Consider the following 26,375-nt stretch of genomic DNA (forward strand, 5'->3'; position numbering starts at 1 on the left):
TCCGTTGATGAAGTTCGCGACGATCACGTGTGCTCCAGGTGCGTGGGGGCGAACATGCGCAGAACCGCGGACAACACCACCACGTGCGGGCCGTCCCCGGCGAACGCCTTGGCGAGATCTTCGCGCAGCGACTCGGGCGTGCTGCGGGTGGCGGGCACCCCGAACGCCTCGGCGAGCGCCACGAAGTCCGGGCGGGCCAGCTCGGTGGCGGTGGCCTGGCCGAACGTGTCGGTCATGTACTCGCGCAGGATGCCGTAGCCGCCGTCGTCGACGATCAGCCACACCACGCGCGACCCGTGCTGCGCGGCCACGGCCAGCTCCGAGATCCCGTACATCGCGCCGCCGTCACCGGACACCGCGAGCACCGGCCCGTCCACCGCCGCCGCCACTCCGAGCGCCGCCGGGAACCCGTACCCGAGCCCACCGGCACCCTGGGCGGAGAACTGCGCGCCACCCCGCGGGTCCCACGCCGACCAGGCCCAGTAGGCGAGAATCGTCATGTCCCAGCAGGTCGGCGTGCCGTCCGGAACCGCCGAGCGCAGCGCGTGCAGCACCTGCCACTCCAGGTCGAGCTCCTGGTCCATCAGACGCTCGTTCACCGCGTCGAGCAACGTCCGCACGCGCCGCTCGGTGACACCGTCCGCATTGCGTGCCGTCACGCCGGAAGTCAAGGCGCGCAACGCATGCCGTGCGTCCGCGTGGATGCCGAGCGCGGGGTAGTTCGACTCCAGCTTGCCGAGGTCGGCCTCGATCTGGACGACCTGACCCTTCGGCTGGAACGCCCGGTAGTTGCTCGACAGCTCACCCAACCCGGAACCCACGACCAACAGCACGTCCGCGTCGGCCAGGAACTCCGTGGTGTGCCAGTCCTCCAGCCACGACTGCGCGGACAGCGGGTGCTCCCACGGGAAGTTGCCCTTGCCGCCGAACGTCGTCACGACCGGCGCCCGCAGCTTCTCCGCCAGCTCCAGCAGCTCGTCCTGAGCCCTGGCGGCTCCACCACCGGCGAGGATCACCGGGTTGGCGGCCCCGTCCAGCAACCGCACGGCCTCCGCGACCAGTTCCGCCCGCGGGTAAAGCTCCCTCGCCGACCAGGAAACCGAAGTGACGGGCGGAATCGAGGCCGGGCCGAGCAGCACGTCCTGCGGAATCTCCACCCACACCGGCCCGTACGGCGCGGTCAGCGCGATCTCCCACGCCTCGGCCAGCGCCGACGGGATCTGCGACGCGTGCCGCACGACCCTCGCGTGCTTCACGACATCCCGGAACGACGCCAGCTGGTCCGTCAGCTCGTGCAGGTAGCCGCCGCGCACGCCACCCAGCCCGGCCGAGGGGATCTGCGACGAGATCCCCAGCACGGGCGCGGAGGCCGCGGCGGATTCCTGCAGTCCGGCAAGGGTTTGCAGCGCGCCAGGCCCGGTCGACACGAGCAACGGCGTCACCGAACCGGTGATCCGCGCGTGGCCGTCGGCGGCGAACGCGGCGTTGACCTCGGTCCGGCTGCCGACGTACCTCAGCTCTGAGCGGCGAAGTGCGTCGAACAGGCCGAGGGCGTGCTGGCCCGGGATGCCGAAGACGGTGTGGGCGCCGAGCGCTTCGAGCGTCTCGACGACGACATCTCCGCCGTTGCGAGTCACTGCCCCTCCTTGAGCGACAACAAGCTCACCAAGTCGTACGCGACGTGCGAAGCCGCCACCGAGGTGATGTCCGCGTGGTCGTACGCCGGTGCCACCTCGACCACGTCCGCACCCACGAGGTTCAGCCCCCGCAGCCCGCGAATGATCTCCAGCAGCTCCCGCGACGTCATCCCACCGGCCTCAGGCGTCCCGGTACCAGGCGCGTGCGCGGGATCCAGCACGTCGATGTCGATCGACACGTACAACGGCCGCGACCCGATCCGCTGCCGCAAAGCGTCGACCGTCTCGTCCACGCCACGCCGCATCACGTCCGACGACGTCACGATCCCGAACCCGAGCCGCTTGTCGTCCTCGAGATCCTTCTTGCCGTACAACGGCCCCCGCGTGCCGACGTGCGAGATCGCCTCGGTGTCGAGGATCCCGTCCTCGACCGCGCGCCGGAACGGAGTTCCGTGCGTGTACGGCTCGCCGAAGTACGTGTCCCACGTGTCGAGGTGCGCGTCGAAGTGCAGCAGCGCCACCGGCCCGTGGATCCGCGACACCGCCCGCAGCAACGGCAGCGCGATGGTGTGGTCACCGCCGATCGTGACCAGCTTCGTCCCGTCTGCCTGCAGATCCGTCGAAGCCTGTTCGATCGTCTCGATGGCCTCGCCGATGTGGAACGGGTTGACCGCGATGTCCCCGCCGTCCGCGACCTGGACGCGCTCGAACGGCGCCACGTCCAGACCGGGGTTGTAGGGCCGCAGCAACCGGGAGGCCTCCCGCACCGCCGACGGCGCGAACCGCGCCCCCGGCCGGTACGAGACACCGGTGTCGAACGGGACTCCCACCACCGCGACGTCCGCGTGCGCCACCTGGTCGAGGCGGGGCAGCCGGGCGAAGGTCGCCGGTCCCGCGTAGCGCGGGACCTTCGAGGAGTCGACGGGGCCGATCATGTGAAGTCCTTCGAAGAGACCCCGACCGTCAGGGCGGGGTGTGGCTTGGTAATCGGTGAACGGTGAACGGGCAGGTGAAGCGGGCGTTCAAGTTCCGCTTCTATCCGACCGAGGTGCAGGCGGCGGAGTTGTCGCGCACGTTCGGATGTGTCCGCAAGGTCTACAACGTGGCACTGCAAGTCCGAGCGGAAGCGTGGACGCAGCGCCGGGAACGGGTCGGCTACGAGGCCACGTCGGCACTGCTGACCGCGTGGAAGCGCACCGAGGAACTGGCGTTTCTGGCAGATGTGTCCGCGGTGCCGCTGCAGCAGGCGCTGCGGCATCTGCAGGCGGCGTTCTCGAACTTCTTCGCGAAGCGTGCCCGGCATCCGAAGTTCAAGTCGCGGAAGAAGTCGCGTGCCAGCGCCGAGTACACGCGTTCGGCGTTTCGCTGGCGTGACGGCAGGTTGACACTGGCGAAGCTGGTAGAGCCGCTGGACATCCGCTGGTCGCGTCCACTGCCCGAGGGGGCAACGCCGTCGACTGTGACCGTGTCGCGTGACCCGGCCGGTCGCTGGTTCGTCTCCCTCCTGTGCGAGGACTCCGGCGTGACAGCGTTGCCCGCCAACGATTCGGTGGTCGGGATCGATGTCGGCCTCGAGCACTTGCTGGTGCTCTCGACCGGGGAGAAGATCTGCAATCCCCGGCACGAGCGCCGCGACCGGACGGCACTGGCAAGGGCTCAGCGAGCCTTGTGCCGCAAGCAGAAGGATGGATGCAACCGGGCTAAGGCTCGTATCAAGGTGGCCCGTGTGCATGCCCGGATCGTCGACCGGCGCACCGATCACCTGCACAAGATCACTACTCGGCTCGTGCGTGAGAACCAAACGCTCGTGATCGAGGATCTCGCGGTGTCGAACATGGTCGGCAACCGTCGCCTTGCCCGCGCGATCAGTGACGCGGGCTGGCGGCAGTTCCGGCAGCAACTTGAGTACAAAGCGCAGTGGTACGGCCGGGAAGTGATCGCTGTTGATCGCTGGTTCCCGTCGTCCAAGATGTGCTCGGTCTGTGGCGCGAAGGCGGCGGCGATGCCGTTGCACCTGCGCGCGTGGACCTGTGGCTGCGGCACGACCCATGACCGGGACGTGAACGCGGCTCGCAACATTCTGGCCGCCGGGCTGGCGGTGACGGTCTGTGGAGCCGGTGTAAGTCCTCAACGGGAGTCCTCCGGGCGGGCGGTCGGCGAAGAAGCAGAAACCCTGCGGCGCGAGCCGTAGGACTCCCCTCGTGCGCGAGGGGAGGAAGTCAAGCGTTCACCAGTTCTTCCTCAGTTGCTTCACCCGCCACCCTGCGGTCCCACCGAGCCAGCACTGCCGGATCGGTGGCCGGGGTGGCCAGGCTGACCGCCACGTACGTCACGAACGACGCGCCGAGGCTGTAGTAGATGGCTTCGTTGGCGTACACGTCCACGAGCACCATGAACCCGATCGCCGTCAGAGACCCGACCGCCATCGACACCATCGCGCCGAGCCGGGTGCCGCGCTTCCAGGTCAGGCCGCCGATGATCGCGACCAGCAGGCCGCCGACGAGGATGTTGTAGGCGACGGTCAGCGCCGCCACGACGTCGTTCAGCGCCACGGCGATGGCGATCGCGACGACACCGATCACGAGCGTGAACATCCGGTTGTTGTGGACGTCCGAGTCGGTCTTGCGGCGCCAGATGTCGTTGGACGCCACCGTGGCGCACGCGATGAGCGCGCCGGAGGACGTCGACATCATCGCGGCCAGTGCGGCGGCGAGCACGAGTCCGCGCACGCCGGTCGGCAGCAGGTTCTCCACGATCGTCGCGAACGCCTCGTCCTTGTTCGCGATGTTCGGGTACAGCGCCTTGCCGGCGAGGCCGATCAGCGCGCCGGCGACCGCGTAGACGAGGCAGTAGAGGCCGGACGTGATGCCGCCCCACGTCGCGACCTTCGGCGACTTGGCGGTGAACACGCGCTGCCAGATGTCCTGGCCGATCAGCAGACCGAAGACGTAGATCAGCAGGTAGGTGATGATCGTGCCCGTGCCGATGTTGCCGACCTCGAACACGGCCGGGTCGTTCAGGCGCGCCTGGATGCCGTCGATGCCACCGGCCGCGAACAGCGAGATCGGCAGCAGCAGGAACAGGACGCCGACCGTCTTCACGACGAACTGCACGATGTCGGTGAGCGTGATCGACCACATGCCGCCGAGAACGCTGTACAGCACCACGATGCTGCCGCCGATGATCACGCCGACGGACTTCGGGAGTCCGAAGAGGACGTTGAAGATCGTGGAGTACGCGATCGTGGACGTGACCGTCAGCATCAGCGTGTAGGCGGCCATCACGAGGCCGGAGATCAGGCTGGAGTTGCCGCCGTACCTGAGATCCAGCATCTGCGAGACGGTGTAGACCTTCAGCTTGACGATCCTGCGCGCGAACAACGCGGACAGCAGCAGGATGCCGAGGCCGATGGAGAACACCATCCAGGCGCCGGAGATGCCGTACTTGTAGCCGAGCCCGACACCGCCGATGGTCGACGCGCCGCCGAGCACGACGGCCGACATGGTGCCGGAGTACATGGAGAAACCGAGCCTGCGTCCGGCGACCAGGTACTCGCTCTTGCTGGTGGCGCGGCGCATGCCCCACCAGCCCATGCCGATCATGCCGAGCACGTAGGCGGCGATCACCGCGTAGTCGAGAGCCACTGTTGGACCTCCTTGGGTTGCAGGTCACAGTAGGAACGCGCGCTGGCGCTGGTAAGTGGTCGTTGTGCACAATCGTCGGACCATGGTTGTGCAAACCGTCCCACTGAAGGATCTTGTCGCGCGAGTCGATCTCGGGCTGACCGTCCTGTGTGGAGCCGACGCGCTGGACAGGCCGATCCGCTGGGCGCACGTGTCCGAGCTCGAGGACCCGACGCCCTACCTGGTCGGCGAGGAGCTGCTGCTCACGGCCGGCGTGCGGTTCCCTTCCGACGTGCCCGCGTACGTCGCCGGACTGATCTCCAAGGGCGTCTCGGCGATCGGGTTCGGCGTCGAGCCGGAGTTCCCGACGGTGCCGTTGTCGCTGGTGGACGCGTGTGCTGCGTTGGGCATGCCGTTGCTGGAGGTGCCGCCGTCCACGCCGTTCCTCGCGGTGTCGCAGGCTTTGGGCGCGTTGCTCGCGGAGATCGCCGTGCGGGAGCAGCGGATGCTCGCGGACAGCCAGCGCGCCCTGACCCGTGCCGCCACTCGGGTGCGTCCCGTGGAGTCCGTGCTGACCACGCTCGCCGTGGTGCTGAACTGCCGCGCCGATCTCGTGGACCGCGTTTCGGCGCCCGACGACGTTGTCGAACTGGTGGCTCGTGTCGCGTCGGGCACGGGACCTCGTTCGGCCTCGACCCAGGTGGGTGAAGACCACGTCACGCTCGACCCGGTGGAGTCCGCGGTGCTCGTGGTGCGCCGTTCGGCTCCGCTCTCTCCTGCCGAACGGGCGGTGGTCGCGGTCGCGCTGGCGTTGCTCGGGTTGTTGCGGCGGGATCTGGAGAGCGAACGCGGCCAGATCGCGCGGCTGGCGGCGTCGGCCGTGCTGCGGTCGGAGGTGTCCGGGCTGGCGGGGGTGCTGGGGCCGGGGCCGTACCGGGTGGTGGCGGGGGAGTCGCGGGCCGACTACGACGTGCTGGCGCAGCGGTACGGGCCGCTGGTGTCGCGGGATGGGGATGGGTTCCTGGCGCTGGTGGCCGCCGGGTTCGAGGTGTCGGGTCCGCTCGGGGTGTCGTCGCCGCTCGCCGATCCAGGCCCCGCCCCCGCCTCCACTTCCGCCCCCGGCCTCACTCCCGCACCCGCCTCCACTCCTGCCCCCGCCCCGACTTCCGCCCCGACTCCTGCCCCCGCCCCGACTTCCGCTCCCGCCCCGACTTCCGCTCCCGGCCCGGCTCCCACCCCCATCTCCGCCCCCGCGATCGAGCGCGCCGCAGCCGAGGCCACCGCACTCCTCGCCCGCGCCAAAGCCACCGGCGAGCCCGCCCTCCCCGCCTCCGACCTCTCCTCCCTCGTCGACCCCACCGCCGCCCGAGCCTTCGCCCGCCGCGAGCTCGCCCCACTCCTCAACCGCCCCGAGCTGATCGACACGCTGAGGGCCTGGCTGGGCCAGCACGGCAGCTGGGACCGGGCCGCGACCGTGCTCGGAGTGCATCGGAACAGCGTTCGGCACCGAATTTCTCACGTCGAACGACTGCTCGGTCGTGATCTTGGTACGGCCGACGCGCGCACCGGGCTGTGGCTCGCGCTGACGTGGCTCGATTAATTCCTTTGCGACCGGCCGAGGTCGTCGGTCATGATTGTTCCATGATTACCGCAGAGGAATGGGCCGGAGCGCCCTCAAAGCTGTGACCAGCTAGTATCCTTTCTTCTAATCTCTGCGAGCATTTGTGTATCAATGCTCGTTCCTGGCGTGTTCGTCTAGTGGTCAGGACGCTGGACTCTCAATCCGGAAACACGGGTTCGATCCCCGTACGCGCTACGTGGCCCGGTCTCTGTGGGGTGGACCGGGCCCGCCCGCAACCGGGTCCATGTCAGACGGACCCAAAGAATCTTCGAAAACTTCGCCCGAATGGTCTAGGCGCCAGTTACGCTCTGCGAATGGCTGCGGTCCCCGCCTTCGCACGCTACGAGGTCGACGTACGTCGGCCGAACGCCGCGCGGATCCACGACTTCTATCTGGGTGGCGCGCACAACTACGCCGCCGACCGGGCGTTCGCCAAGCAGGCGGTCCGGATCGACCCGGAGTTGCCGCTCATGACCCGAGCGCACCGGGCGTTCCTCAAGCACGCCGTCCGGCACTGCTGGGCCGCTGGTGTGCGGCAGTTCCTCGACCTCGGCTCGGGCATCCCGACGTGCGGTGCGACGCACCAGACGTTGCCGGACGCCCGTGTCGTCTACGTCGACTCGGACCCGGTCACCGTGGCGTTCGCGCGCGGGTTGCTGCGCGGTGAGCCGCGGACGTGCGCGGTGGAGGCCGACCTGCGCCGTCCCGAGCAGGTGCTGAGGCATCCGGGCGTGGTGTCTCATCTCGACCTGCGCGAGCCTTACGCGGTGTTGATGGTCGACGTCCTGAGATACGTCGACGACGTCACCGGGCCAGGGCGGGTGGTGCGCCGGTATCGGCACGCGATGCCGGCGGGAGGGTTCCTGGTGGTGTCGCACCCGGCTCCGGTCGAGCAGCTCCTGGAGGGGCTGTCGATCGAGGCGCCGTGCGTCGTGCCGGGCGGGTATTCGGGCATCGGACGCAAGCCGGGCCGTATCTGACTCTCCCTGGGCGCCTCCTACCAACGTGCGGGAAGCGCTGGAGCGGGCGAAGGCTCTGCGGTGGGCGGGGAGGCCGGACGACGCGGCTTCGGTGCTGCGCAAGGCACTCGCCGAACCCGGCGACCGGTGCGAGCTGCTGTACCTGTTGTGGGACTGCCAGTTCGTGCTCGGTGACCGTGCCGCCGCGCACGAGACGTTGTTGGAGGCCAAGGGACTGGCTTCGGGTGAGATGGCGCAACGGATCGCCGTCGCCGAGGCCAGCTGGTTGATGTCGCAGGGCGAGTACCACGAGGCGAGTGCGCTCGCGGCGGCGATCGACACCACGAGCGACGAGATCCGTGCGTACGCGTTGAGCGTTCGTGGTGTGTGCGAAGCATTTCTGGGCGATGTACCGCGCGGCACCGCCACTTTGGAGGACGCGCGCACGGCCGCGCATCGCAGTGGTTGCATCCGCGAGCTGACGAGGGCCGTGGGCAACCTGACCTACGTGCTCGGCAGTTCCGGGCAGCACGAACGCAGCGCGCGCATCGGCAGGGAAGCGTTGACGCGCTTGAAGGTTCAAGGTCTCGCGCCGACGTTCAGCGCGGTGATCCGGTACAACCTCGCGACCAGCCTGCTCGCTCTGGGGCGGTGGGAGGAGCTGGACGCGCTGGACGTCCCGGACTCGATCCCCGCCAACAAGGCCGCGCGGATCCTGCTGTGCCAGGCGGAGTCGCTGGCGTTGCGCGGGCAGGACGCCGACTACCTGATCGAGCGCGCCGAGAAGGTCATCGAGGGGCCGGACGCGTTGTTCCTCGCCCAGGCCGCGTACACCAGAGCCGTTGCGGCGCGGGCGAAAGGCCAGTACCGCGCGGCTGTCGAGCTGTGCCGCGAAACCGTCGCCGACCTGCCGGAGGCGTTGACCGGCGGCGAGGTTCTGCGGCTCTGCGCGGCGGGGTTGGGTGCCGCGCGCGACCTTCAGGCCGCCGGTGGCCGGGTGACGAAGCTCGATGATCCGGAAGCGACGGTAGCCGAGTTGCTGGCCCGGCTGCCGGTGCCGCAGGGGCCGGAGGACGAGGTGTGGCGGCGGCTCGCGTTCGCCGAGGCCGGGCGCGACTCGTGGGCGGAGATCGCCGTCGACTGGGATCGGCTGCGGATTCCGTACCAGGCCGCCTACGCGCGAACTCGTTGTGGTGAACCGGATGCGCTGCGTCACGCCGACCGCGCCGCACAACGGCTCGGCGCGCTGCCGTTGGCCAAGATGATCGGCCGCGAGGCACGCCGGCGGCGCATTCCGTTGCTGCACCAGGACAAACCGCAGCTGGGCACGTTGACCCCGCGTGAGCGCGACGTGCTGGAACTGCTGGGATGGGGCCGCACCAACAAGGAAATCGCCGCGGAGCTCGTGCTGAGCGTGCGGACGGTGGGCTTGCACGTGTCGCACGTGCTGGCGAAGCTGGGCGCGAGCAACCGGTCGGAGGCGGCGCGGATCGCGCGCGACCAAACCTAGGTATTGCTCTGGATGTGTCGGTGGCCCTGCATGAGTTCTCCTTTAGAGGCAACAGAAACCCTGCCTTTAGGAGAACGAGATGAACCTCAAGCGCGTCGCGGCCGTGTTGTCTCTCGCCGGTGGAATCACCGCCGGCCTCGCGGGAACGTCGCACGCCCAGACGGCCATGGCCGGAGGGTGCGAGCTGCGCCTCACCGAGGTGCGGGCGCTGGACCTGCAGGAGACGCCCACAGACGAGATCTACCTGAGAGTCGGTGACGAGAGAACCGGGACGCGCACCTTCACCGAAGGTCAGACGAGAGAGGCCACAGAGCTCGGGAACGCCGACCAGATCACGGAGTTCATCGCGCCCGGCGGCTTCGTCGTCGTGTCCGTCGTCGAGGACGACCCGGTGGTGGACACCACGATCGGCACGTTCCGCGTGCCGTGCCGGACGGCCTCCGTCGAGAAGGACGTGGCGGGTGCCGGTGCGTTCTACCGGGTCTCGTACGTCGTGACCCAACTGCCGTAACAGAATTCCGGGGCGCCGAGCGGTGGGCGCGGCGTCCCGGAGCCCACCGTTTGCTTCTTGAGGGGGAGTTCGCCCATGAATCCGACCGATCCACCTACCAACCTCGAGCTCTGGGCCGTGCTGCACGTCGACGAGTTCCAGTTCCGCCTGGTCAAGCCGTGGAACCTGGACACCCTGTCCGCGGCCCTGCGCAACGCCGCCGCACGCGGCACGCAGGTCGAGGTCCGCGTCTACAACGACCAGAACGCCGAGACCACCGTCCTGGTCAACCCGGCCCGCGCCCGCGTGGTGCACATCGGCAAGCGCAACGTCGTCGTGGTGCGCACTGGCATGCCCGACGTGTCGCTCAACGGTTTGACGGAGGTCGAGGTGGGGTAGCCGTCCTGGCGACACGTACGGAGCCTGGAGGGCGTCATGACCCACCGCGTCACTGTCAAGGTCGCCGGTCTGCAACCGGTGCAGGTGCTGGCCGCGCTGGCCGGCATCGCGTTCATCGTGTTCGGCGTCGTGGGCTTCACCCGAACCGGGGTGGGCGACTGGTCCACTCACTCGTTCGTGCTCGGGTTCGCCGTCAACCCGCTGCACAACCTGGTGCACGTGGCTGTCGGCGTGCTCGGGTTGGTGCTGGCTCTCGGGTCCGGTCTCGCCCGGTTGTACGGGTGGCTGTTGTTCCTCGGGTACGGCGCTGTGTTCGTGTGGGGCCTGATGATCACCGGCGTGCTCGCCCAGAACCCGGCTTCCGAGTTCGGGAACCCGTTGGCGCTCAACACGAACGACAACTGGCTGCACCTCGGGCTGGCGTTGTTCGGTCTGCTGCTCGCGGTGCTGCCGGCACGGCGGCGGTTGATCGAGGAGGAGGAGCCGGTGCTGCCCGAACAGCGGTCGGCGGCCTTCCGCGACGAGCACGACTCGCCGCGCATCGAGGAGATGGATCCGACGGTCCGGCAGCACGAGCCGATCACGCAGGAGCAGGCCGTGGTCGACCCGAAGACCGAGCGGATGAGCACGGACAAGATCAAGCACTGAGTCCCCGGATAGTCCCCCTGTCCGGCACCGGCACGCCGTGAGAGCCCACATGCGGCTCTCACGGCGTGTCTGTTTCGATGTTGCGATGCTTCCGGAGCTGACTCATGAGGTCGTGATCACCTGGGGTACCGCGCTGGCCGCGTTCCTGGCCGTGGCGTTGCACGGGATCTGGCGGGTCACCCGCAACGTGATCACCATCGCCCACGAGGGCGGGCACGCCTTGCTCGCGGTGCTCACCGGGCGCCGTCTCAGCGGCATCAAGCTGCACTCCGACACCAGTGGACTCACGGTTTCCCGTGGCAAGCCCCGCGGGCCGGGGATGGTCCTCACCGCGCTGGCCGGGTACATCGCGCCGTCGCTGCTCGGGTTCGGGGCGGCCGTGCTGATCACCAACGAGCAGATCCAGCTGATGTTGTGGATCAGCATCGGGTTCCTCGCCGCGATGCTGATCATGATCCGCAACGTGTTCGGCGTGCTCTCGATCATCATCACGGGCGGCGTGTTCTTCTTCGTGTCCTTCTACGCCTCCGCCGAGGTCCGGGACACCGCCGCGTACGTGTTCGCCTGGTTCCTGCTGTTCGGCGGCGTGCGGCCGGTGTGGGAACTGCAGGTCAAGAGGTGGCGCAGGCAGGCACCTCGGTCGGACGCCGATCAGCTGGCCTGGTTGACCGGGGTGCCCGCGCTGGGCTGGGTGACGTTGTTCGGGGTGGTCAGCGGCGCGGCGCTGGTCGGTGGTGGGGCGCTGCTGCTGGGCCGCTGGTGACGTGCTGGAAGGCCGGGGCGTGCTCGCGAGCCCAGTCGGCGAAGGTGAGCGCGGGGCGGCCCAGCAGGTCCGCCGCGGTGCTCGTGGTGGGGCCGGGCCGCTCGGCGTAGTCGGCCAGTGAACCGAGCAGGCGGGCGGGCACTTCCTCCGGCAGTCCCTGCGCGAGCATGGCCTGCCGCACCTGTTCGGGAGGAAGTTCCTGGAACGCCAGGGTCCTGCCGAGGGCGGCGCCGATGAGGCGCACCTTCTCGTGCTGGTCCAGCGAGTGCGGCCCGGTCAGCGTGTGGACCGCTCCGGCGTGCGCACCGCTCACGAGCGCCTGAACGGTCACCTCCGCGATGTCGGTCTCGTGGATCGGCGACGTGGCCGCCTTCGCGTAGGCGCCGCGGACCACGTCACCCGCCTTGACCTGCGGTGCCCACGCCAGCGCGTTGGCGGCGAAGTCGGCCAGGCGCAGGACCGTCCACTCCAGACCGGAGCGCACGACGAGGTCCTCGGCTCGCCGGAACTCGGCGGCGAAGCGCGGTTCGCCCGCCGGGTGCTCGACAGTGGTGGCAGACAGCAGCACCGCGCGCCGCACGCCCCGCTTCACGGCGAGCCGCAGCAGCTCCTCCAGACCGGGGCCGGTGGCCCGCGGACTGAGCTGGATCGCCTCCACCCCCTCCAGCACGGGCTCGATCCACTGTGGACTGAACAGGTCGCCCTGGGCGCGACCGACAGGCGTGAAGGCCCTGCCCTCCTGGGACAGCAGTTTCATCACCTGCCGTCCCACCACGCCGTTGGCTCCGGTGATCAGAATCATGACGGTCGTCCCCTCGTCAGGCGTCGATGCCCACGAGATGTCACCTGCTGCCCTGATGTGACAGCACGTGAGCGGCGTCACAGCGATCTCGAACGCCTGTTCGAGCGGGCGTGGTCGTAACCGGTTTGGCGTTGGGTGAAATACTCGGGGGATCAAGTTGCGGTGAGAGGTGGGTTCAGTGCTGCGTGGAGATGTCGGGCTCGAGCTGGGCCAGCGGGTTGCGGCTGCGTTGCGGTCGGCGCTGGACGTGGACATCACTGCCGAGGAAGCGCTGATCCGACCGTCCAACCGAGACGGTGTGGACTACCAGTGCAACGTGGCCATGAGCCTTGCGAAGAAGGTGGGGAAGAACCCTCGCGAGGTGGCTGTGTTGATCGTGGAGCACCTGGATGCCGCGGACGCGATCGAGGCGCCGGAGATCGCCGGGCCCGGCTTCATCAACTTGAGGTTGAAGAAGGAGTGGCTGGAGGTTCAGGCGGCCGGGCTGCTGGGGGATGAGCGGCTCGGCGTGCCCAAGACCGAGGAGCCTCGGCGGATCGCGATCGACTACAGCAGCCCCAACGTGGCCAAGGAGATGCACGTCGGCCATCTGCGGTCGACCATCATCGGCGATGCGTTCTGCCGGTTGCTGACGTTCGCGGGGCACGAGGTGATCCCGCACAACCACCTTGGTGACTGGGGGACGCCGTTCGGGATGCTGATCGAGCACCTGACGGACGAGGGGCACGGGGCTGATCACGAGATCAGTGACCTGAACGCGTTCTACCAGCAGGCGCGGCAGAAGTTCGACAACGAGCCCGGGTTCGCGGATCGGGCTCGGCGGCGGGTGGTGCTGCTGCAAGGGGGCGACGAGGCGACCCTGAAGTTGTGGCACGAGCTGGTGGGGGAGTCGCAGCGGCACTTCAACCAGATCTACGCGTTGCTGGGGATCGGGCTGTCGGCTGAGGACAACTACGGCGAGAGCTTCTACAACCCGTACCTGGCGGACACGATCACCGAGCTGCAGCAGAAGGGGCTCGTCGAGACCAGCGACGGCGCGCTGTGCGTGTTCCCGCCCGGGTTCCAGAACCGCGAGGGCGACCGGCTGCCGTTGATCGTGCGCAAGAGCGACGGTGGGTACGGGTACGCCACCACGGACTTCGCGACGGTGCGGTACTGGGTGCGGGAGCGGAAGGTCGACGAGCTGATCTACGTCGTCGGCAACCCGCAGGCGCAGCACTTCCAGATGATTTTCGCGACCTCCAAGCAGGCCGGGTGGCTCGACGACGCGCACACGGCCGTGCACACGGGGTTCGGCACGATTCTCGGGGCTGACGGCAAGACGATTCGGACGCGCGCGGGCGGCACGATCAAGCTGATCGAGCTGCTGACCGAGGCCGTGGAGAACTCGTACAAGGTGATGCCCGAGTCGTCCGAAGTGGAGGGTGCGGAGAAGGACGCGCTCGCCAGGACGATCGGGCTGGGCGCGGTGAAGTACGCGGACCTCTCGAACGACCGGGAGAAGGACTACGTCTTCACGTGGGAGAAGATGCTGGCCACGACCGGCGACACGTCGGTCTACATCCAGTACGCGAACGCGCGGATCCTCTCCATCGGACGCAAGGTCGGGCGCACGGCCCCGGAGAACGCCCCTCTCGTGTTGCAGGAGCAGGCTGAGCGGGATCTGGCGCTGAAGTTGTTGCAGCTGCCCACGGCCATCCAGGCGGCCGTGGACGAGCTCGCGCCCCACAAGCTCACGAACTACCTGTTCGAGACGGCCACGGCCTTCTCGACCTTCTACAACCACTGCCCGGTGGCCACGGCGGAGTCGCAGGAGCTGCAGGACTCGCGGCTGCACCTGCTCACGCTCACGTCGCGGGTGCTCACGCTGGGTCTGTCCCTGCTGGGCATCGGGGCACCCGAAAGGTTGTAGAAGGTTTACCGCTGGTCAGACCACGGGTACGCAGTGATCGCAACTCTTCCGCCCACCCAAGGGAGTCGCGATGACCTGCACGACCCGTCTGCCCAAGCCGGTCACCGACGTGTGGGACTGGCAGATGGAAGGGCTGTGCCGCGGCCAGAACAGCGCCGTCTTCTTCCACCCCGACAACGAACGCGGCTACGCCCGTGCCGCGCGGGAGGAGAAGGCGAAGGCGATCTGCGCGCACTGCCCGGTGCTGGCGCAGTGCCGCGAGCACGCCCTCGACGCCCAGGAACCGTACGGAGTGTGGGGTGGCATGGGCGAGGACGAGCGGCGCCAGATCATCGCTGCTGCCCGGCGCCGCGTCCGCGTTGCGAGCTGAGCTCACTCCTCCAGCACGTCTCGCAGTTGCCGCAACGTCTTCGCGAGCAACCGCGAGACGTGCATCTGCGAGATCCCGACCTTCTGCGCGATCTGCGTCTGCGTCATGTTGCCGAAGAACCGCATGATCACGATCTTGCGTTCGCGCTCGGGCAGCTTCTCCAGCAACGGGTGCAGCGCCTCCCGCTGCTCGATCATCTCGATCTCGGGGTCTTCCTCGCCGATGGTCGATCCCAGGGAGATCGACGAGTCCTCCGACATCAGCATGTCGTCCAAAGACGCGCTCTGGTAAGCGTTTCCGGCCGCGAGTCCTTCGTGGATCTCGTCCCGCGACAGTCCCAGGTGCTCGGCGAGCTCCGAGGGCGTCGGCGCGCGGCCCAGGGTCTGCGACAGCCGCGAGGTGCCCGCGTTGATCGCCAGGTGCAGCTCTTTCAGGCGCCTGGGCATGCGGACGGACCAGCTGGAGTCGCGGAAGTACTTCCGGACCTCGCCCATGATCGTCGGCACCGCAAAAGAAAGAAAATCGCTGCCGCGGTCCGGGTCGAAGCGGTCGACCGCGTTGATCAGGCCGACCGTCGCCACCTGCACCAGGTCCTCGTGCGGTTCGCCGCGGTGGCCGAAGCGGCGGGCGATGTGCTGCGCCACCGGGAGGTGCTCGGTGACGAGTCTGTCCCGCAGCGTCTCCCGAGCAGGTCCGGACGGGGTCACCGCCAGCTCCGCGAACAGCGGGGCCAGGTGGTCGTAGTCACCGCCGGACCTGGTCTTGGTCGTCTCTTCCGACCCGGTCACGCATCCACCGCCCCTGCCGACGACTTCACGAGGTCGATGTGGACCACGAACCCTTCGGTCTCCTCGACTCTGGTCTCCACGGAGTCGACGAGCGCGGTCAGCACGCGCCACCCGAAGCTGCCCTCGTCCGGCCCGGAGGCCGACTTGGCGACGACTCGGGCGGCCACGCGCACCGCCCCCGCGGCGTCCACCGCGAAGTGACAGCTGAGCACGGCGTCCTGAGCCGCCAACGTGATCAACGTCGAGCAGGTCTCGTCGACGGCGAGCTTCAGGTCCTCGATCGAGTCGAGGTCGAAGTCCTGCCGCATCGCGATGTCCGCCGCGACGGCGCGGACGATGGACAGCTGCGTGGGATCCGCGGCCATCCTGAGTTCGACCCCTGACAATTGCGTCACACCCACCTCGTAGTCCGTTCTGCTGAAGGCCGGCATGTTCGTGCCGTACCCGAATCGATCCCGTCTTACACGTGTAGTGCCGGAGCACCCTGGGAAGTCACCTGGCAGAGGCAACCCAGGGGAGGAGCGTCGTGCTGGTGCGAGAAGACTCCCTGGCCCTCCGCTTTCCCGCAGACCCGCGCGCAGTGGCGCCGGTGCGGCACCAGCTGCGCGAGTGGCTGCGGGGCAGCGGGTTCGGCGACGACGAGGCCGGCGACCTCGTTCTCGCGGTCAGCGAGGCGGTCAACAACTCCGTGGAGCACGCCTACACCGCCCCCGCGAGCGGCACCGTCGAGGTGCGCGCGCGGATCGCGGAGGACGGCTCGGTCGGCGTCGAGATCCGCGACCACGGCCAGTGGCGCGTCCCGCCGCCCGCGCTCACCACGCGCGGCAGAGGACTTCTGCTCATGCGGGAAAGCGTGGACGAGGTCGTGATCGACCGCTCGGCGAGCGGCACGACGGTGCGTCTGCGCCGGGCTCGGCAGCCCCTGGCGTTCGAACCGCAGGTGACGCCCCACTGCGAAGTGCACGAGACCTCCTCCGGCGTCGTCGCCGTCGTCCGGGGCAACGTCCCCGAGGCGGCCGGGCCGTCACTGCGGCGCATCCTCACCACCGCGGCGCGCGGCGGAGCGGTGCCGCTGACCGTCGACCTCACCCGGATCGGCGAGGACAGGTCAGGCGTCCAGCACGCGCTCGAAGCCGTCGCCGACGCCCTGGAGGCGGCGGGAAACCGCCTCACAGTTCGCCTGCGCTAAGCGCTGAGAGCAGCGTCCACGGACTCGTGCACGCTGAACACCTCACCAAGCCCCGTGGCCTCCAGAGGCCGCGTCACGGCCCGTGCCGTGGCCACGACCTTGAGAGCCGCGGAGTGCTGCGGAGCCAGCCGGGCGGCCTCCACCAGCACCGCCAGGCCGGCGGAACCGAGGAACGTCACACCCTTCATGTCGACCACGAAGGTGCCGCCGTCCGCCAGGCCGGTCACCAAGGCGTCGCGCAACGCGGGCGCGGACACCATGTCGACCTCGCCGGACACGGCGAGCACCGTGACACCGGCCGCCGGCTGGCTGGCGGTCAGTGCGATGGTCTGCGGGTCCTGCACAGTCACTGATGTTCTCCCTCTCGCACCCAGGGAGCCGCCACTGCAGCGGCCCCGTCGCGGCTGCTGGCTCAACCGCTGCGGCTTCACCGTACGGGAGCAGCCGCGCAACAGGACAGGTCGAGCACTCCATACCCAACGCGAGGGTGGCTCAAACGCGCGGCGTCAGTTTTTCAGGGCCTGCCAAAGTCGTCTGGCGACGTCGAAAGCGGGTCTCGGCGGCTCGACGACCTCCTCCGCGCTGTCCTCCAGCTCGTTGCCCACCACCAGCACCAACGCCGTCGCCACGTCCCGCAGCTTCACGTTGGCGTGCTGGCTCGCCCGCACCAGCAGTTCGAACGCCTCGCCGGGCGCGCACGGCCGCGCCCCCATCACCAACCCCTTCGCCTGCTCGATGTAGCGCCGGTGCTGCACCATCCGCACCATCTGGTCGGCGCGCAGCACCTCGCCCGCGCAGAACTCGACGACCGAGGCGGCGGTCGCGACGAGCGGTTCGATCTCCTCGATCGCCTTGAGGTCCTCGACGCCCGGCGGGTGGTCGAGGTAGACGGTCAGCACGACCGGCCCGCTGTCGCCCCAGCTGCCGGGCACCGCCACGACGTGCGTGCCGGCGACCTGACCGGACACCTGCCGTTCGTCGCGGGAGGCGTCGACGAGCGGTCCCACGCCGGTCGTCAGCTGCTCCGCGTCCAGCTCGACCGCGATGCCGACGGCCCGCAACAGCTTGCCGTCCGGCCACACGCACAGGCCCACGCCCTCGCACCCGTCGAGCTGCGCGCAGAGGTGGTCCATCAACCGGGAAATGAGCTCTGGTCCGAATTTCACCTGGTCCACGGGGTGAGGTTAGGCCAGGCCGATATGTCGCAAACGTTGTGCGGTCATCGGCGTACGACGAACGGTTGCGTAGACAACCAACCAGCCATCCGCCGAGCTTCGGGTCCGAACAGCTCGGCGCGCCGTTTGATCCAGTTAACGCTTAGGACCCAAACAGGACACGTGTTCTGAACCACAGTCCGCCAGAATTCGTTCTCAGGGATAACGCCGGAGCCCCGGTTCACGACATCCCTGATGTCACGGAGGGACTGAAATGAGAACCGCCATGGAGACCCAGCCACACGAGGTCGAGGAACTGCCCACCACGCCTTGCAGCGTTGTGTGGAGCAGGGGCCACGCGTACGTGCTCGAGGGTCTTCGCGCGCGCTGGGTCGGCCGGGACGACCGGGGCCGCCCGCACGCCATCTCCGGTGCCGAGATGCAGCGCCGCGGATGGTCGCTCACCCAGACAGCGTGATCTTTAACCTGTAAGAAACGAACGCTCCGCACGAATCCCGCAACCAGCCGCACCGCGAGCCGTGACGCCATCCGGCAGCCAGTGCGCAGTCACTCGTTTAGAGTGCGGGTGTGCGTGATCCGGCTGATCGCCTGCTGACGATTCCGAACCTGCTCAGCGTGTTGCGGCTGGCCGGTGTTCCGCTCTTCCTGTACCTGTTGCTCGGACCCCGCGCGGACGGCTGGGCGCTGCTCGTCCTCGTCTTCGCGGGTCTCTCCGACTGGCTGGACGGCAAGCTCGCGCGCTGGCTCGACCAGATGAGCAACCTCGGCGCGCTGCTCGATCCCGCCGCGGACCGCCTCTACGTGTTCTGCACGCTGCTGGCGTTCGTGATCAGGGACATCGTTCCGCTGTGGATCGCCCTCGTGCTCGTGGGGCGAGAGGTCGTCGTCGGCATCTGCCTGCTGATCCTGCGGCAACGGGGCTGGGGCCCGTTCGAGGTCACCTACCTGGGCAAGGCCGCGACCTTCAACCTGCTGTACGCGTTCCCCCTGCTGCTGCTCGCGCAGGGCGACTCGACGTGGGCGCAGATCGCCCAGCCGTTCGCCTACGCCTTCACGGCCTGGGGCGGAGCGCTCTACCTGTGGTCGGCGCTGCTGTACGTCTACCAGTTCTTCTCGGCCCTGCGGGTCACTCCCGAAAAGGCCGCGTGAAAAGATCACCCCATACAGGTTCAGCACGAGGAGCGCAGTCAGTTGATTCCCGAGGAGCTTCGCTACACCGAGGAACACGAGTGGGTCGCCAGCACGGGCGAGAACACCGTGCGCGTCGGCATCACCGACTACGCCCAGGAACAGCTCGGTGACGTCGTCTTCGTCCAGCTGCCCGAGGTCGGCCACACCGTCTCCGCGGGCGACACGTTCGGCGAGGTCGAGTCCACCAAGAGCGTGTCCGACCTCTACTCGCCGCTCGACGGTGAGGTCGTCGCCATCAACGACGCGTTGGTGCAGGCACCCGACTCGGTGAACACCGACCCGTACGGCGAGGGCTGGATGGTGGAGATCCGCCTGAACGACGCGGACGCGCTGGAAGGCCTGCTGGACGCTGATGGTTACAAGGCGTTGGTGGAGAAGGAGTGACGTCGATCTTTCGCCGTCTCTTCGGCCGGAAGGGGAGCCGCGCTGAGGCTGGCGACCCGAACGCGATAGGTTTTACCGGAAGTGACGGATCCAGCAGCAGGAGGAGAGCTCAGGTGAGCACGAACGACGGCCCAGGCGTTCCGCCGGAGCAGTCCCCGGAGCGGACCTCCGTCTTCCGGGCGGACTTCCTCCAGGAGATGGAGGGCGGCGCCGAGGCGCCCGCCCAGGAGCCGGCAGTTGCCGGTGTTGACGCACTTCCCGCCGGTTCCGCGCTGCTCGTGGTGAAGCGCGGCCCGAACGCCGGGTCCCGGTTCCTGCTGGACCGCGACACGACGAGCGCAGGGCGCCACCCCGACAGCGACATCTTCCTGGACGACGTGACGGTCTCGCGCCGCCACGCCGAGTTCCGCAGGGAGAGCGGCGAGTTCGTCGTCATCGACGTCGGCAGCCTCAACGGCACCTACGTCAACCGCGAGCCGGTCGACCAGGCCGTCCTCGCGAACGGCGACGAGGTCCAGATCGGCAAGTTCCGCCTCGTCTTCCTGACGGGTCCTGGCTCCGCGGGAGCCTGACGCGTGACGGCCGGGCGGCCACAACGTGGGGGACTGAGCATCGGGGCGGTGCTCTCGCAGCTCCGCCCCGAGTTCCCCGAGGTCACCATCTCCAAGATCCGCTTCCTGGAAGCGGAGGGGCTGGTCCGCCCGGCACGCACGGCCTCCGGCTACCGCCAGTTCTCCACGGCGGACGTCGAGAGGTTGCGTTTCGTGCTGTCCGCACAACGCGACAGATACCTGCCGCTCAAGGTGATCCGCGAACAGCTCGACACGGTCCCGGTGGACTCCACTTCGGTGTCACGCGCCGATCTGCTGGCCCAGACCGGTTTCAGCGTCGAACAGCTGTCCCAGCTGGAACGCGACGGTCTGCTGCGCCCCGGCCCCGCGGGCCGTTTCACCGCCGACGACATCACCGCGCTCCGCACGATCCGGACGATGACCGGACTCGGCGTCGAGCGCGAACACCTGCGCGCGGTTCGCGCTGCGGCGGACCACGAGGTCGTTCTGCTGAAGTCCTTCTCAGATCCCGAGACAGTTCGGGAATTGGCTGATCTCTTCACGTCGTTGCACACGTTGTTGGTAAGAGCGGGCTTGCGTCAGTCGTCTTGATCACGATCGGCCCGCAACAATTGAGCACACGGCCCGCTTGGCGGGTAGCGTCGAACACGTACGCCGGGGGATGCTCGGGTGTGAATCCGGGTACTCCCGAACGACATAGAGGGAGGCGAGGCCCGATGAGCGAGATGCGTGTCGTCGGCGTGCGGGTGGAGCTGCCCCAGAACCAGCCGATCCTTCTTCTGCGCGAAACCGAGGGCGAGCGGTACCTGCCGATCTGGATCGGCTCCGTCGAAGCCACGGCCATCGCGCTCGAACAACAGGGTGTTCGTCCCGCCCGGCCTCTCACACACGACCTGCTGAAGGACGTCATCGGCGCGTTGGGCCGAAACCTCGAACAGGTGCGGATCACCGACCTGCAGGAGGGCACCTTCTTCGCCGAGCTCGTGTTCGACGGCGACGTGCGGGTCTCCGCGCGGCCCTCGGACTCGGTGGCGCTGGCGTTGCGCGTCGGCGTACCGATCCACGCCGAGGAGTCGGTGCTGGCCGAGGCCGGCCTGATCATCCCCGACGAGCAGGAGGACGAGGTCGAGAAGTTCCGCGAGTTCCTCGACTCGGTCTCGCCGGAGGACTTCCGGGGCGCGGACACCTGAGTTTTGCTCGGTGTCGCTGTCTGTCTCGTTTGGAACCGACGTACCACAGTCGCGTGTCGCTCTTTTGGGCTACTTTCCGCTCGATTTGCCCGCTAAACGATCACTAAACGTCACCTGAACGTCCTGGTTCGGGTGACGACATGACTCTCTACTTGAGGTTGAGGGTCGACACTCCCCGCGCGTCGCGTTGACCTGCCCTCTGACCGGTCTTACCGTCGAACTCGAGTGGACGTCGCTGGTTTGCGCGAGCTGACGTAGCGGCTTGACGGCCATGAGTTTCGTGGCCGTTCCGAGGGGAGGCAGGCGTGGTCGAGGAAGCGCCCGTGCGGGCCGAATCCGGGCAGCAGGGTGAGCTGTTCCCGGACTCCTCGCTGCCGGACGAACTCGTCGGCTACCGGGGTCCCGCGGCGTGTCAGATCGCGGGCATCACGTACCGGCAGCTCGACTACTGGGCCAGGACCGGACTCGTCGCTCCGACGGTGCGGATGGCTCACGGGTCCGGGAGTCAGCGGTTGTACTCCTTCAAGGACATCCTGGTCCTGAAGGTCGTGAAGCGACTGCTCGACACCGGGGTGTCCCTGCAGAACATCAGGGTCGCGGTCGACCACCTGCGCCGCCGCGGCGTGCAGGACCTGGCGAAGATCACGCTCTTCTCGGACGGCACGACCGTCTACGAGTGCACCTCGCCGGAAGAGGTCGTGGATCTGCTGCAGGGCGGTCAGGGCGTGTTCGGCATCGCGGTTTCCGGTGCCATGCGGGAGATCTCCGGGACGATCCACGAGTTCCCCGCCGAGCGCGCGGACGGCGTGGAGATCGCTCCCATGACGGAGGACGAGCTGACCCGCCGGCGTCGCGAGCGCGCGACCGGCTGAAAGATCATGGCCGACTGGCCGTCCTCAATGGCCGGTCGGCAGACGCGCTGGACGGGGAGTGCTCCCTAGCGTCGAGCGCATGAGCTGCACACCCTCCTGGCAGGTTCTGAAGGTGCTGGCCGACGCGGTGCGGCAGGCGTCGCGACCGGAGTCCGGTGTCGTCGGCACCGAGCACCTGCTGATCGCCCTGGCGGACTCGATCGGCCGCGGCCGCAGGCTGGGCGTGAAGTCGGTACGGGCCCAGGCGATGGTCGGAGGCTGGGCCGGCGACGACGGTTTCGCCGTCGAGTCCGGTCCGGACGTCACCGCGCTGATGCGCACAGCCCACCACCACACCCATGTCGAGCCCGTCCTGCCGGTGAGCCGTGCGCTGGACGGGTGTCTGCGGGCGGCGATCGCCGAGGCGGGCGACGGTGCGCTGACCACGACCCATCTCTCGGTGGCGTTGCTGTCGCTCGAGTCCGGACGCGCTGCCGACCTCTTCGGCGCTCTGCGCGTGGACGTCGAGGCGACGATCGAGGCCGTGCGGAAGGCCGCGGAACCGGAAGACGCGTCGGCGGTGTGGTTGCTGCGCCAGGCAGGGGCGTTGGAAGGCGAGTCCGGGAGCGGCAGCATGCGGTGGCTGACTCGGTTGATCATGCGCCGCCGAAGCACAGGCGGACCGGTGCTGAACGTCGTGCGCATGGAGGCGAAGAGGCTGGCGGTGGCCGCCGGGCGTCAGGAAACCGCCGCGGACCTGGTGGCGGCGGTGTTGACTGTCGACCACCAGCTGACCGTCTCCAGGCGGCGGTTGCGGCCGGAGTTCTCCTCCGGTGGCGCGGCGGCGCTGCGGGCGGCCGGCGTGGATCCGGCGACGTTGCCTGCCGCGACCGGCGCCGGGATCGACCGGTTCGTCGAGGGCGCGAAGCTCGTCGCGGCCAAGCGCGGGGACGCCGTGGTGGGCACCTCGCACCTGCTGGTGGCGGTGCGCGACGACCTGCTCGACCCGGTCGGCAGGGTGCTGCGAGGTCTCGCTGTTGAGACGTAGGTCGCGTCCCTAGCGACTACCTGGGCTGCCTGCGGGTATTCTTCGCGGGTAGTCGCTGAACTCAGGCGGGAGAGACCGGGTCACAGAGCCCGGCGCCGAAGGAGCAAGTCCCTCCCCGGGAACCTCTCAGGCATCCAGGACCGCCCGAGCGAGACGCCTCTGGAAAGTGGATCTTTCGAGATCCCGCCGACGGTGAAAGCCCTGGTTCGCGCCGGGGTGAACCTCTCAGGCGCCCATGATGGGTACGGACAGAGCGGGGAGGGCACCAGGACACGTGTGCCCGCAGCCCCCGGAGGCGTTTGATGACGCAGGACCGCATTCCGCTCGCCGCTCTCGAGCACGGCACCCCGTTCGCCGACCGCCACGTCGGTCCGCGCCCGGCCGAACTCGCGCGCATCCTCGACGTCATCGGCGTCGGATCGCTGGAGGAGCTGGCGCAGCACGCGGTGCCTTCGTCCATTCACGAGCGCGACCTCGTGCTCGACCTGCCGGTGCCGGCGACGGAGACCGAGGCGCTCGCGGAGCTGCGCGAGCTCGCGTCGCAGAACCGCCCGATGACGCAGATGATCGGTCTCGGCTACTACGACACCGTCACGCCCGGCGTGATCCTGCGCAACGTGCTGGAAAGCCCGGCCTGGTACACGGCCTACACGCCGTACCAGCCGGAGATCTCGCAGGGCCGTCTTGAGGCGCTGCTGAACTTCCAGACCATGGTCGGCGACCTGACCGGCCTGCCGGTGGCCAACGCGTCCATGCTGGACGAGTCGACCGCCGCCGCCGAGGCGATGACGCTGGTGCGCCGCGGCGGGCGTTCGAAGTCCAACAAGTTCGTCATCGACGCCGACACGCTGCCGCAGACGCTGGCCGTGATCGAGACGCGCGCCGAGCCGCTGGGCATCGAGATCGTCGTCGCGGACCTGTCGCAGGGCATCGAGGGCCTCGGCCTGGGCGGCGACTTCTTCGGCGTGCTGCTCTCGTACCCCGGTGCGTCCGGTGTGGTGCGTGACCAGAAGGACCTGATCGAGGAGATCCACAACGCCGGTGCGCAGGCGGTCGTCGTCGCGGACCTGCTGGCGTTGACGTTGTTGCGCGCGCCGGGCGAGATCGGTGCGGACGTCGTCGTCGGCACCACGCAGCGCTTCGGTGTGCCGATCGGCTTCGGTGGCCCGCACGCCGGGTACATGGCCGTCCGTTCCGGGTTGGAGCGTCAGCTGCCCGGCCGTCTGGTGGGTGTCTCGGTCGACTCCGACGGCTCGCTCGCCTACCGCCTGGCCTTGCAGACGCGCGAGCAGCACATCCGCCGCGAGAAGGCCACGTCGAACATCTGCACCGCGCAGGTGCTGCTCGCGGTGATCGCGTCGATGTACGCGGTGTACCACGGTCCCGAGGGTCTGCGGGCGATCGCGACCCGCGTGCACCGCTTCGCCACCGTGCTCGCCACGGGCCTGTGCGAGGCCGGGCTGGACGTCGTGCACGGCGAGTTCTTCGACACCGTCCAGGTGCGCGTCGAGGGCCAGGCCGCCGCGGTGGTCGAGAAGGCTCGCGCGGCCGGCATCAACCTGCGTCAGGTCGACGCCGACGTCGTGGCAATCGCTTGCGACGAGAAGACGACGCGCGCACACGTCATCGCGGTGTGGGAAGCGTTCGGCGTGACGGGGTCCGATGTGGACGCCATCGACGCCGACACCGCGGACGGCATCCCGGCCGACCTGCGCCGCACGTCCGACTACCTGACCCACCCGGTCTTCCACGCGCACCGCTCCGAGACCGCGCTGCTGCGCTACCTGCGTGCGTTGTCGGACAAGGACGTCGCGCTCGACCGCAGCATGATCCCGCTCGGTTCCTGCACGATGAAGCTGAACGCGACCGCGGAGATGGAGTCCATCACCTGGCCGGAGTTCTCGACGCTGCACCCGTTCGCGCCCGTCGAGGACGCCAAGGGTCTGCTGAAGATCGTGTCGGACCTGGAAGCGTGGCTCGCCGAGGTCACCGGCTACGACGCGGTGTCCTTGCAGCCCAACGCCGGTTCGCAGGGTGAGTTCGCGGGTCTGCTCGCGATCCGCGCCTACCACCGCGCGAATGGCAACGCCGACCGCGACGTGTGTCTGATCCCGTCGTCCGCGCACGGCACCAACGCCGCGTCCGCCGTCATGGCCGGCATGCGCGTCGTCGTCGTGAAGTGCGACGACAAGGGCAACATCGACATGGGTCACCTGCGCGAGACCGTGCAGGAGCACGCCGACGACCTCGCCGCGATCATGATCACCTACCCGTCGACCCACGGCGTGTACGAGGACACGGTGCGCGAGGTCTGCGGCCTGGTCCACGACGCTGGCGGCCAGGTGTACGTCGACGGCGCGAACCTCAACGCGTTGATCGGCCTGGCGCGCTACGGCAAGTTCGGTTCGGACGTCTCGCACCTGAACCTGCACAAGACGTTCTGCATCCCGCACGGCGGCGGTGGCCCCGGCGTCGGCCCGATCGGCGTGAAGTCCCACCTCGCCCCGTTCCTGCCGAACCACCCGCTGCAGCCGACCGCGGGCCCCGCGACCGGTGTCGGCCCGATCTCCGCTGCCCCTTGGGGTTCCGCGTCGATCCTGCCGATCTCGTGGGCGTACGTGCGCATGATGGGCGGCGACGGCCTGCGCCGCGCGACCCTGACCGCCGTGGCCGCTGCCAACTACGTGGCCCGTCGCCTGGACGAGCACTACCCGGTGCTCTACACGGGTGAGGGCGGCTTCGTGGCCCACGAGTGCATCCTCGACCTGCGCCCGATCACCAAGGCGACCGGCGTGACGGTCGACGACGTGGCCAAGCGCCTCGCGGACTACGGCCTGCACGCCCCGACGATGTCGTTCCCCGTCGCGGGCACGCTGATGGTCGAGCCGACCGAGTCCGAGGACCTGGCCGAGATCGACAGGTTCATCGACGCCATGATCGCGATCAAGCGCGAGATCGACCGCGTCGGTGCGGGCGAGTGGCCCGTCGAGGACAACCCGCTGCGCAACGCCCCGCACACCGCGGCCTGCGTGACCGTCGGCGAGTGGAACCACCCGTACACCCGCGAGGAAGCCGTCTACCCGGCCGGTACCGGTGCTCCGAAGATCTGGCCGCCGGTCCGCCGCATCGACGGTGCGAAGGGCGACCGCAACCTGGTCTGCTCCTGCCCGCCGCTCTCCGCGTACGGCAGCTGATCTCTGGTCCGAACGGGGCGCGCCCACCTGGGTGCGCCCCGTTCGGTGTCGGGTGGAAA

The 26,375-nt window shown here is 68.7% G+C and carries 28 protein-coding genes, 1 tRNA gene and 1 riboswitch; of the genes, 21 read left to right on the forward strand and 8 right to left on the reverse strand.

Annotated elements, in window-relative coordinates; all coding sequences use genetic code 11:
* Positions 1–23 precede the first annotated feature (23 nt).
* Both AB0M24_RS06195 and speB read right to left on the reverse strand, forming a co-directional pair.
* A complete protein-coding gene (locus AB0M24_RS06195; protein WP_363761723.1) occupies positions 24–1,637 on the reverse strand; it encodes a thiamine pyrophosphate-binding protein in 1,614 nt (537 codons plus the stop codon).
* Complete coding sequence (gene speB, locus AB0M24_RS06200; RefSeq protein WP_363761725.1) at positions 1,634–2,572, reverse strand: agmatinase; 939 nt, start codon at positions 2,570–2,572, stop codon at positions 1,634–1,636. The genes AB0M24_RS06195 and speB overlap by 4 nt, the downstream gene beginning before the upstream one ends.
* A gap of 62 nt (positions 2,573–2,634) precedes the next feature.
* On the opposite strand from speB, the gene AB0M24_RS06205 reads away from it, so the two are divergent.
* Positions 2,635–3,828 (forward strand): RNA-guided endonuclease TnpB family protein, encoded by a 1,194-nt coding sequence (locus tag AB0M24_RS06205; protein ID WP_363761727.1) that lies wholly within the window; start codon positions 2,635–2,637, stop codon positions 3,826–3,828.
* 28 nt (positions 3,829–3,856) lie between these two features.
* On the opposite strand, the gene AB0M24_RS06210 is transcribed toward AB0M24_RS06205, so the two are convergent.
* The gene (locus AB0M24_RS06210; RefSeq protein WP_363761729.1) at positions 3,857–5,281 is read right to left on the reverse strand and encodes a sodium:solute symporter; all 1,425 of its coding nucleotides are present in this window, start codon (positions 5,279–5,281) and stop codon (positions 3,857–3,859) included.
* Between the two features lie 82 nt (positions 5,282–5,363).
* Here AB0M24_RS06210 and AB0M24_RS06215 point away from each other — a divergent pair, with 82 nt between their 5' ends.
* The 8 genes from AB0M24_RS06215 to AB0M24_RS06250 all read left to right on the forward strand — a co-directional run bounded on the left by AB0M24_RS06215 (position 5,364) and on the right by AB0M24_RS06250 (position 11,650).
* Positions 5,364–6,860, forward strand: coding sequence for a PucR family transcriptional regulator (locus AB0M24_RS06215; RefSeq protein WP_363761731.1), 1,497 nt, complete (start codon positions 5,364–5,366; stop codon positions 6,858–6,860).
* Positions 6,861–7,004: 144 nt separating this feature from the next.
* Positions 7,005–7,076, forward strand: a tRNA-Glu gene (locus AB0M24_RS06220).
* A 119-nt stretch (positions 7,077–7,195) separates the two neighbouring features.
* The gene (locus AB0M24_RS06225; protein WP_363761733.1) at positions 7,196–7,861 is read left to right on the forward strand and encodes an SAM-dependent methyltransferase; all 666 of its coding nucleotides are present in this window, start codon (positions 7,196–7,198) and stop codon (positions 7,859–7,861) included.
* A gap of 25 nt (positions 7,862–7,886) precedes the next feature.
* A complete protein-coding gene (locus tag AB0M24_RS06230; RefSeq protein ID WP_363761735.1) occupies positions 7,887–9,350 on the forward strand; it encodes a LuxR C-terminal-related transcriptional regulator in 1,464 nt (487 codons plus the stop codon).
* Between the two features lie 79 nt (positions 9,351–9,429).
* Positions 9,430–9,861, forward strand: coding sequence for a hypothetical protein (locus AB0M24_RS06235; RefSeq protein WP_363761737.1), 432 nt, complete (start codon positions 9,430–9,432; stop codon positions 9,859–9,861).
* Positions 9,862–9,936: 75 nt separating this feature from the next.
* The gene (locus AB0M24_RS06240; RefSeq protein WP_363761739.1) at positions 9,937–10,239 is read left to right on the forward strand and encodes a hypothetical protein; all 303 of its coding nucleotides are present in this window, start codon (positions 9,937–9,939) and stop codon (positions 10,237–10,239) included.
* Between the two features lie 36 nt (positions 10,240–10,275).
* A complete protein-coding gene (locus tag AB0M24_RS06245; RefSeq protein WP_363761741.1) occupies positions 10,276–10,887 on the forward strand; it encodes a DUF4383 domain-containing protein in 612 nt (203 codons plus the stop codon).
* An 85-nt stretch (positions 10,888–10,972) separates the two neighbouring features.
* On the forward strand, positions 10,973–11,650 hold the full coding sequence (locus AB0M24_RS06250; RefSeq protein WP_363761743.1) for a M50 family metallopeptidase: 678 nt from the start codon (positions 10,973–10,975) through the stop codon (positions 11,648–11,650).
* Here AB0M24_RS06250 and AB0M24_RS06255 read toward each other — a convergent pair.
* Positions 11,598–12,452, reverse strand: a complete 855-nt coding sequence (locus AB0M24_RS06255) for an NAD(P)H-binding protein (RefSeq protein WP_363761745.1) — start codon at positions 12,450–12,452, stop codon at positions 11,598–11,600. The two genes, AB0M24_RS06250 and AB0M24_RS06255, sit on opposite strands and share 53 nt — an antisense overlap.
* 178 nt (positions 12,453–12,630) lie before the next feature.
* Between AB0M24_RS06255 and argS the strand changes: the two genes are divergently transcribed.
* Together argS and AB0M24_RS06265 are read left to right on the forward strand one after the other, a co-directional pair.
* Positions 12,631–14,364, forward strand: coding sequence for an arginine--tRNA ligase (gene argS, locus AB0M24_RS06260; RefSeq protein ID WP_363761747.1), 1,734 nt, complete (start codon positions 12,631–12,633; stop codon positions 14,362–14,364).
* A 70-nt stretch (positions 14,365–14,434) separates the two neighbouring features.
* On the forward strand, positions 14,435–14,734 hold the full coding sequence (locus AB0M24_RS06265; RefSeq protein WP_363761749.1) for a WhiB family transcriptional regulator: 300 nt from the start codon (positions 14,435–14,437) through the stop codon (positions 14,732–14,734).
* A 2-nt stretch (positions 14,735–14,736) separates the two neighbouring features.
* On the opposite strand, the gene AB0M24_RS06270 is transcribed toward AB0M24_RS06265, so the two are convergent.
* Both AB0M24_RS06270 and AB0M24_RS06275 read right to left on the reverse strand, forming a co-directional pair.
* Positions 14,737–15,522: a SigB/SigF/SigG family RNA polymerase sigma factor gene (locus AB0M24_RS06270; protein WP_363761751.1), complete on the reverse strand. Its 786-nt coding sequence runs from the start codon at positions 15,520–15,522 to the stop codon at positions 14,737–14,739.
* On the reverse strand, positions 15,519–15,917 hold the full coding sequence (locus AB0M24_RS06275) for an ATP-binding protein (protein ID WP_363761753.1): 399 nt from the start codon (positions 15,915–15,917) through the stop codon (positions 15,519–15,521). Before AB0M24_RS06275 ends, AB0M24_RS06270 begins: the two co-directional genes overlap by 4 nt.
* A gap of 131 nt (positions 15,918–16,048) precedes the next feature.
* Between AB0M24_RS06275 and AB0M24_RS06280 the strand changes: the two genes are divergently transcribed.
* A complete protein-coding gene (locus AB0M24_RS06280) occupies positions 16,049–16,711 on the forward strand; it encodes an ATP-binding protein (RefSeq protein WP_363761755.1) in 663 nt (220 codons plus the stop codon).
* Here the strand turns inward: AB0M24_RS06280 and AB0M24_RS06285 are convergent.
* Positions 16,708–17,061: an STAS domain-containing protein gene (locus AB0M24_RS06285; RefSeq protein ID WP_363761757.1), complete on the reverse strand. Its 354-nt coding sequence runs from the start codon at positions 17,059–17,061 to the stop codon at positions 16,708–16,710. The two genes, AB0M24_RS06280 and AB0M24_RS06285, sit on opposite strands and share 4 nt — an antisense overlap.
* A gap of 156 nt (positions 17,062–17,217) precedes the next feature.
* Complete coding sequence (locus AB0M24_RS06290; protein ID WP_363761759.1) at positions 17,218–17,886, reverse strand: ANTAR domain-containing protein; 669 nt, start codon at positions 17,884–17,886, stop codon at positions 17,218–17,220.
* A 253-nt stretch (positions 17,887–18,139) separates the two neighbouring features.
* Here AB0M24_RS06290 and AB0M24_RS06295 point away from each other — a divergent pair, with 253 nt between their 5' ends.
* The 9 genes from AB0M24_RS06295 (at position 18,140) to gcvP (ending at position 26,316) form a co-directional block, all read left to right on the forward strand.
* Positions 18,140–18,343, forward strand: a complete 204-nt coding sequence (locus AB0M24_RS06295; protein WP_363761761.1) for a hypothetical protein — start codon at positions 18,140–18,142, stop codon at positions 18,341–18,343.
* Positions 18,344–18,453: 110 nt separating this feature from the next.
* Positions 18,454–19,035 (forward strand): CDP-alcohol phosphatidyltransferase family protein, encoded by a 582-nt coding sequence (locus AB0M24_RS06300; RefSeq protein WP_363761763.1) that lies wholly within the window; start codon positions 18,454–18,456, stop codon positions 19,033–19,035.
* A 42-nt stretch (positions 19,036–19,077) separates the two neighbouring features.
* Positions 19,078–19,461, forward strand: a complete 384-nt coding sequence (gene gcvH, locus AB0M24_RS06305) for a glycine cleavage system protein GcvH (RefSeq protein WP_045314585.1) — start codon at positions 19,078–19,080, stop codon at positions 19,459–19,461.
* Positions 19,462–19,574: 113 nt separating this feature from the next.
* Positions 19,575–20,033 carry a glycogen accumulation regulator GarA gene (gene garA / locus AB0M24_RS06310; protein ID WP_030476302.1) on the forward strand — a complete coding sequence of 153 codons (459 nt, stop codon included), beginning with the start codon at positions 19,575–19,577 and terminating at the stop codon, positions 20,031–20,033.
* 33 nt (positions 20,034–20,066) lie between these two features.
* Entirely contained in the window at positions 20,067–20,624 is a 558-nt protein-coding gene (locus AB0M24_RS06315; protein ID WP_363763010.1) for a MerR family transcriptional regulator, read from the forward strand.
* A 125-nt stretch (positions 20,625–20,749) separates the two neighbouring features.
* Positions 20,750–21,223: a bifunctional nuclease family protein gene (locus AB0M24_RS06320; RefSeq protein ID WP_030468959.1), complete on the forward strand. Its 474-nt coding sequence runs from the start codon at positions 20,750–20,752 to the stop codon at positions 21,221–21,223.
* A gap of 305 nt (positions 21,224–21,528) precedes the next feature.
* Positions 21,529–22,095: a MerR family transcriptional regulator gene (locus AB0M24_RS06325; RefSeq protein WP_045314583.1), complete on the forward strand. Its 567-nt coding sequence runs from the start codon at positions 21,529–21,531 to the stop codon at positions 22,093–22,095.
* A 79-nt stretch (positions 22,096–22,174) separates the two neighbouring features.
* Complete coding sequence (locus tag AB0M24_RS06330) at positions 22,175–23,122, forward strand: Clp protease N-terminal domain-containing protein (protein WP_363761767.1); 948 nt, start codon at positions 22,175–22,177, stop codon at positions 23,120–23,122.
* Between the two features lie 56 nt (positions 23,123–23,178).
* Positions 23,179–23,275, forward strand: a riboswitch (glycine riboswitch).
* Positions 23,276–23,424: 149 nt separating this feature from the next.
* Positions 23,425–26,316, forward strand: coding sequence for an aminomethyl-transferring glycine dehydrogenase (gene gcvP, locus AB0M24_RS06335; protein ID WP_363761769.1), 2,892 nt, complete (start codon positions 23,425–23,427; stop codon positions 26,314–26,316).
* The last annotated feature ends 59 nt before the right edge of the window (positions 26,317–26,375 follow it).

The organism is Lentzea sp. NPDC051838, from assembly GCF_040681245.1.
In the GTDB taxonomy this organism is placed as follows: domain Bacteria; phylum Actinomycetota; class Actinomycetes; order Mycobacteriales; family Pseudonocardiaceae; genus Lentzea.